At 70.6% G+C, this 5,019-nt stretch carries 5 protein-coding genes; 2 read left to right on the top strand and 3 right to left on the bottom strand.

Annotation, left to right across the window (positions count from 1 at the left end; translation table 11 throughout):
- The 3 genes from AB0I23_RS26065 to AB0I23_RS26075 all read right to left on the bottom strand — a co-directional run.
- Positions 1 to 643 (bottom strand): collagen-like triple helix repeat-containing protein (locus AB0I23_RS26065; protein ID WP_359112726.1); only part of this gene is annotated, 643 nt, incomplete at its 3' end.
- A 725-nt stretch (positions 644 to 1,368) separates the two neighbouring features.
- Entirely contained in the window at positions 1,369 to 2,196 is an 828-nt protein-coding gene (locus tag AB0I23_RS26070; RefSeq protein ID WP_359112729.1) for a transglutaminase-like domain-containing protein, read from the bottom strand.
- 19 nt (positions 2,197 to 2,215) lie between these two features.
- Entirely contained in the window at positions 2,216 to 3,217 is a 1,002-nt protein-coding gene (locus tag AB0I23_RS26075; protein WP_359112731.1) for a GNAT family N-acetyltransferase, read from the bottom strand.
- Positions 3,218 to 3,334: 117 nt separating this feature from the next.
- On the opposite strand from AB0I23_RS26075, the gene fdxA reads away from it, so the two are divergent.
- The gene (gene fdxA, locus AB0I23_RS26080; protein ID WP_037688837.1) at positions 3,335 to 3,655 is read left to right on the top strand and encodes a ferredoxin; all 321 of its coding nucleotides are present in this window, start codon (positions 3,335 to 3,337) and stop codon (positions 3,653 to 3,655) included.
- A gap of 151 nt (positions 3,656 to 3,806) precedes the next feature.
- Positions 3,807 to 4,904: a bifunctional succinyldiaminopimelate transaminase/glutamate-prephenate aminotransferase gene (locus AB0I23_RS26085; RefSeq protein WP_359112735.1), complete on the top strand. Its 1,098-nt coding sequence runs from the start codon at positions 3,807 to 3,809 to the stop codon at positions 4,902 to 4,904.
- The last annotated feature ends 115 nt before the right edge of the window (positions 4,905 to 5,019 follow it).

Genomic DNA, 5,019 nt, shown 5'->3' on the forward strand with positions numbered 1-5,019 from the left:
CGTCGTCGCCGTGGTCGTCGCCGTAGCCGCCCTCGTCGTCACCGCCGTCGTCGCCGTAGCCGCCCTCGTCGCCGCCGTCCTTCTTCGAGTGGTCGTCGGAGTCGTTGCCGGGCTGCCACTCCTTGGCCACGGTCATGGCCATGGCGCCGCCACCGGTGTGGACGCCGCCGCGGGGCTTGTCGCCCTTGTTGCCGTGGTGGCCCTTTTCGCCGCGTTCGCCCTCGTCGCCGTGGTGGCCCTTTTCGCCGCGTTCGCCCTTCTCGCCGTGGTGGCCCTTTTCGCCGCGTTCGCCCTTCTCGCCGTGGTGGCCCTTCTCGCCGTGTTCGCCCTTGTCGCCGTGGTGGCCTTTTTCCCCGTGTTCGCCCTTGTCGCCGTGGTGGCCCTTTTCGCCGCGGTCGTCGCCGCGGTCGTCGTTGCCGTAGGAGTCGCCGCGGTCGTCGCCGCGGTCGTCGTTGCCGTAGGAGTCGCCGCGGTCGTCGCCGCGGTCGTCGTTGCCGTAGGAGTCGCCGCCGTGGTCGTCGCTGCTGGAGGAGGAGCCGCCGTCCCAGTCATCGGTCAGCGTGATGGCATGGGCAGCAGGAGTGGTGATGGCGAGGACCGCGGTGATCGCGGCCGAAGCGAACAGTGTGCGGGCAGAGCGCATCTGAACACATTCCTTTCGACGCGACTGCGATGAGTGACGGACTGCCGACTCAAGGTGGCGCAGTTGCGACGTGATCCACCGTTAACCGGAATGCGACTCGACGCCATCGGGAAGCTGTGCATTGGAGCTACGCCGTGGGCCCTTCGGGTGGTGAATTTCCGATAATCACCCATCGGACTGCATAGCGTGGCGTAACGAGGTTTGGCGCCGCGGACCCACCCGTTTGCTGACGCTTCCTCATGGTGATGCGCCATGCGTTCGGGGACGCCGGGGGCCCTCGCGTTTACCTCGAACTCGCTTGTAGAGTTGGCTGGTTGGCGGCGTCCTGTACGCACGTGATCACCTGGCGGCGTCCTCCGCGTCACTCAAGAGGCCCTACAGGGCCGGTGTGAGGAGTGGCGCGTGTGGCACGCAGAAGGGACCACGCGCCCCCTCGGGCGGCCCTCGGGCCTGTGCGGCCGTTCCGACCCGATCCAGGGCACCCTTGGCAGCCACCCACCACCGCCCGCAGGGAGCCGGACGCCGTGATGCTCGACGCCGAGACGCTCGCCGACCGCCACGAGGAGCGCGAGGTCCGTACGAACGGCGGCTCCCCTCGCCTGACCGCGACCGCTTCAAGCCCGCCCGGCGAACATGTCGAGCCCGCCGGGCGGCTATTCCGGCCCGGCCCGCCATCGAGGACGGAACGTCCACCGGACGACCCCGCTCCCCACGCCCCCGTACCTCTAATTCAGCAAGGCCCGCGCAGCCCGTGCCCGCCCCCGGATCATCTCCGCCGCCGTCGGCTCCACCGTTTCCACCAGCTCCGCGTACTCCTCCATCTCCTCCGCCCCGCGGAGGAACTCCCCGGCCTGTACGAGCAGTTGTGCCCGCTCGTAGCGCAGCCGCGCCGGATGCGAGGGCAGCAGCAGCGACAGGTCCACCGCCCACAGCGCCACCCGTGCGCACTCCGGACGGGCCGCCGCCCACGCCCTGATGTTGTTCAGGATCCGCAGCACGATCTCCAGCGGCCGGGCCGGCACCAGCATCGATGGCACGAGCGGCGCACCGGTCGCCCCCGTCACCAGCAGTTTCGCGTCCTGGCCGGTGATCGGCCGGCCACCGGCGAACGGGTCGGCCAGCACCTGCTCCGCCGGATCGCCGAACCCGACGACGAAATGACCCGGCAGCGCCACCCCGTACACCGGCGCGCCCGCCCGCCGCGCCACCTCGATCCACACCACCGACAGCAGGATCGGCAGCCCGCGCCGGCGCCGCAGCACCTCGTGCAGCAGCGACGACTGCAGCCGCTGGTAGTCCGCCGACGAGCCCTCGAACCCGCACCGTTCGCCGAGCAGTCCGGCCAGCGCCGAGGCCCAGGCGCGTCCGCCCCGTACCCCGTACGGAAGCAGTCCCGCCAGCCGGTCCAGTTCGATCTGTGCAGCGTCGATCCCGTCCGCGTCCAGCGCCGGGTCGGCCTCCGCGGCCAGCAGCAGACAGAGCAGAGCGAGGTCGGGGCGTTCGGCGCGTGCCTCCTCGGCGAACTGCTGCCGTGGGTTCAGCCCTCGGTTCATGGGGGACACGCTCCTGTCCCTACGCTGCCCGGAAGTGGTGGTACAGGTGATGGGTCACGAACCCCATCCCGTCGTACAGCGCACGCGCCTCCTCATTGTCCGCCTCCACCTGCAGCCACGCCGCCGACGCACCCTCGTCCAGGGCCTGCCGGGCCAGCGCGGCCATGACGGCCGTGGCGAGGCCCCGCCGCCGGTACGCGGCATCGACCTCGACGGCCATGAAGCCCGCCCAGCGCCCGTCCACGACACACCGTCCGATCGCGGCAGGCGCGTCGCCCGCCGCGTCACCCGGCACGGTCGCGAACCACACCGAGGGCCCGCTGCCCAGCACCTTCAGCACATGCGGGCCCGGGGTGTCGAAGCGCTGGTACCGGGAGAGCCACGCCTCGTCGATCCCCCGGCTCAGCCGCACCCGCGCGACGTCCGCGTCCAGATCGCCGATCGGCGCCAGAGCCGCGATCCGTACCTGCGCCGTGACCTCGCGCCGCCACCCGTGCTCCTCCAGCTCCGCGCACAGCTTCTCCTGTGTGCCCTCCGCGCCCGTCGCGGTCTGGATGTACGCGGGCAGCCCGCGGTCCTCGTACCAGCGCTCCACCCGCGCGAGCGCCTCGCCGAGCGGCACCCCCGGATCGCCGAGCGGCAGTACGGAGTTGGCGCGGCGGGTGAACCCCTCCGCCGCGCGCAGCCGCCAGTCGCCGAGCGGTTCGCTCTCCACCGGCTGCCAGGCGCGGGCACAGACGTGGGCGAGTTCGGCGAACGTGGCCGACGGACCCCGGCGCCGGGCCGGCGCGGAGGGGACGACCTTGCCCGCCACCAGCGAGGATTCCGCGATGTGGACGGATTCACCGCTCTTCGGTGTGATCGACAGCACATGATTGTTCCAGGATGTGAGAACCCCTACGGTGTCGGTGAACTGCCGGCCCGCCGCGTCGTCCTCGAAACGACGCCGGACTGATACCCGTTTGCCCACGTCAGCCGGGGTAATCCGGACCTCAGCCCGTCCGCCGATGGTGAATTCCACAGCTCTCTCCGCCCCTCCTGTTCGGTTCGTGCCCAGGAACGGAGATACTAGGTGCGGGCATCGACGACGCCGCGCTCCCGCGCGAGAGCCAACGCCCTACCGAGGAGGAACGACAGCGTGACCTACGTCATCGCGCAGCCTTGTGTCGACGTAAAGGACAAGGCCTGCATCGAAGAGTGCCCCGTCGACTGCATCTACGAGGGCCAGCGGTCCTTGTACATCCACCCGGACGAATGCGTCGACTGTGGAGCCTGTGAGCCGGTCTGCCCGGTCGAGGCGATCTTCTACGAGGACGACACCCCGGAGGAGTGGAAGGACTACTACAAGGCGAACGTCGAGTTCTTCGACGACCTCGGTTCGCCGGGTGGTGCCTCCAAGCTGGGTCTGATCGAGCGCGACCACCCGTTCATCGCAGCATTGCCGCCGCAGAACCAGTAATCAGCGGCCGGCACGTGCGCCGCCCCGGTCCCGTACGGCTCGTCACCGTGCGGGGCCGAGGTGTTTTCCGGTCCGGGCCGCAGGCAGGCCCGGCACCGGACAAAATCACCCGAACCATCCTCGTCACCCTCGTACGAGAAAGCAGAGATCCGTGTCCGCAGCAGTCTCCTCCCGCCTCCCGGTCTTCCCCTGGGACAAGCTCGCGCCCTACAAGTCGACCGCTGCGGCCCACCCGGACGGCATCGTCGATCTTTCCGTCGGCACGCCCGTCGACCCCGTGCCGGAGCTGATCCAGCAGGCGCTCGTCGCCGCCGCGGACAGCCCCGGGTATCCGACGGTGTGGGGGACGACCGAACTCCGCGACGCCCTCACGGGCTGGGTGGAGCGGAGGCTCGGCGCGGTCTCCGTGGCGCACGAGAACGTGCTGCCGGTCGTCGGCTCCAAGGAACTCGTCGCCTGGCTGCCGACCCAGCTCGGTCTCGGCGCGGGCGACAAGGTGGCGTACCCGCGGCTCGCCTACCCGACGTACGAGGTGGGTGCCCGGCTCTGCGGCGCCGAGCCCGTCGTCTACGACGACCCCACCGAGCTCGATCCGGCCGGACTCAAGCTGCTCTGGCTGAACTCGCCGTCCAACCCCACCGGCCGGGTCCTGTCCAAGGACGAGCTGATCCGGATCGTCGCCTGGGCGCGCGAGCACGACGTGCTGGTCTTCAGCGACGAGTGCTACCTCGAGCTCGGCTGGGAGGCCGAGCCGGTCTCCGTGCTCCACCCCGACGTCTGCGGCGGCACGTACGAGGGCATCGTCGCAGTCCACTCCCTCTCCAAGCGTTCCAACCTCGCCGGATACCGCGCGGCGTTCATCGCGGGCGACGCGGCTGTCCTCGGCGAACTGCTGCTGATCCGCAAGCACGGCGGGATGATGACGCCCGCCCCGGTCCAGGCCGCCACCGTCGCGGCGCTTGGCGACGACACACACGTGGCTGAGCAGCGGACCAGGTACGCGGACCGGCGCAGCGCGCTGCGGGGGGCGCTGGAGGCCCACGGTTTCCGGATCGAGCACAGCGAGGCGAGCCTCTACCTGTGGGCGACCCGCGACGAACCGTGCTGGGACACCGTGGCGTACCTCGCGGAGCTCGGCATCCTGGTGGCACCGGGCGACTTCTACGGACAGGCGGGCGACCACTTCGTCCGGGTGGCGTTCACGGCGACGGACGAGCGTGTGGCAGCCGCGGTCAAGCGGCTGTCCTGACCGGTACCGGACATGCGCGAGGGCCTGGTGCGCACCTTCGCCTGGGTGGTGCTGCTCCAGGACAGCGGCGTGGTCAACCAGCTCCTCGGCACCGTTGGGCTGGGCCCACTGCAGC

Source organism: Streptomyces atratus (assembly GCF_040655115.1).
In the GTDB taxonomy this organism is placed as follows: domain Bacteria; phylum Actinomycetota; class Actinomycetes; order Streptomycetales; family Streptomycetaceae; genus Streptomyces; species Streptomyces atratus_D.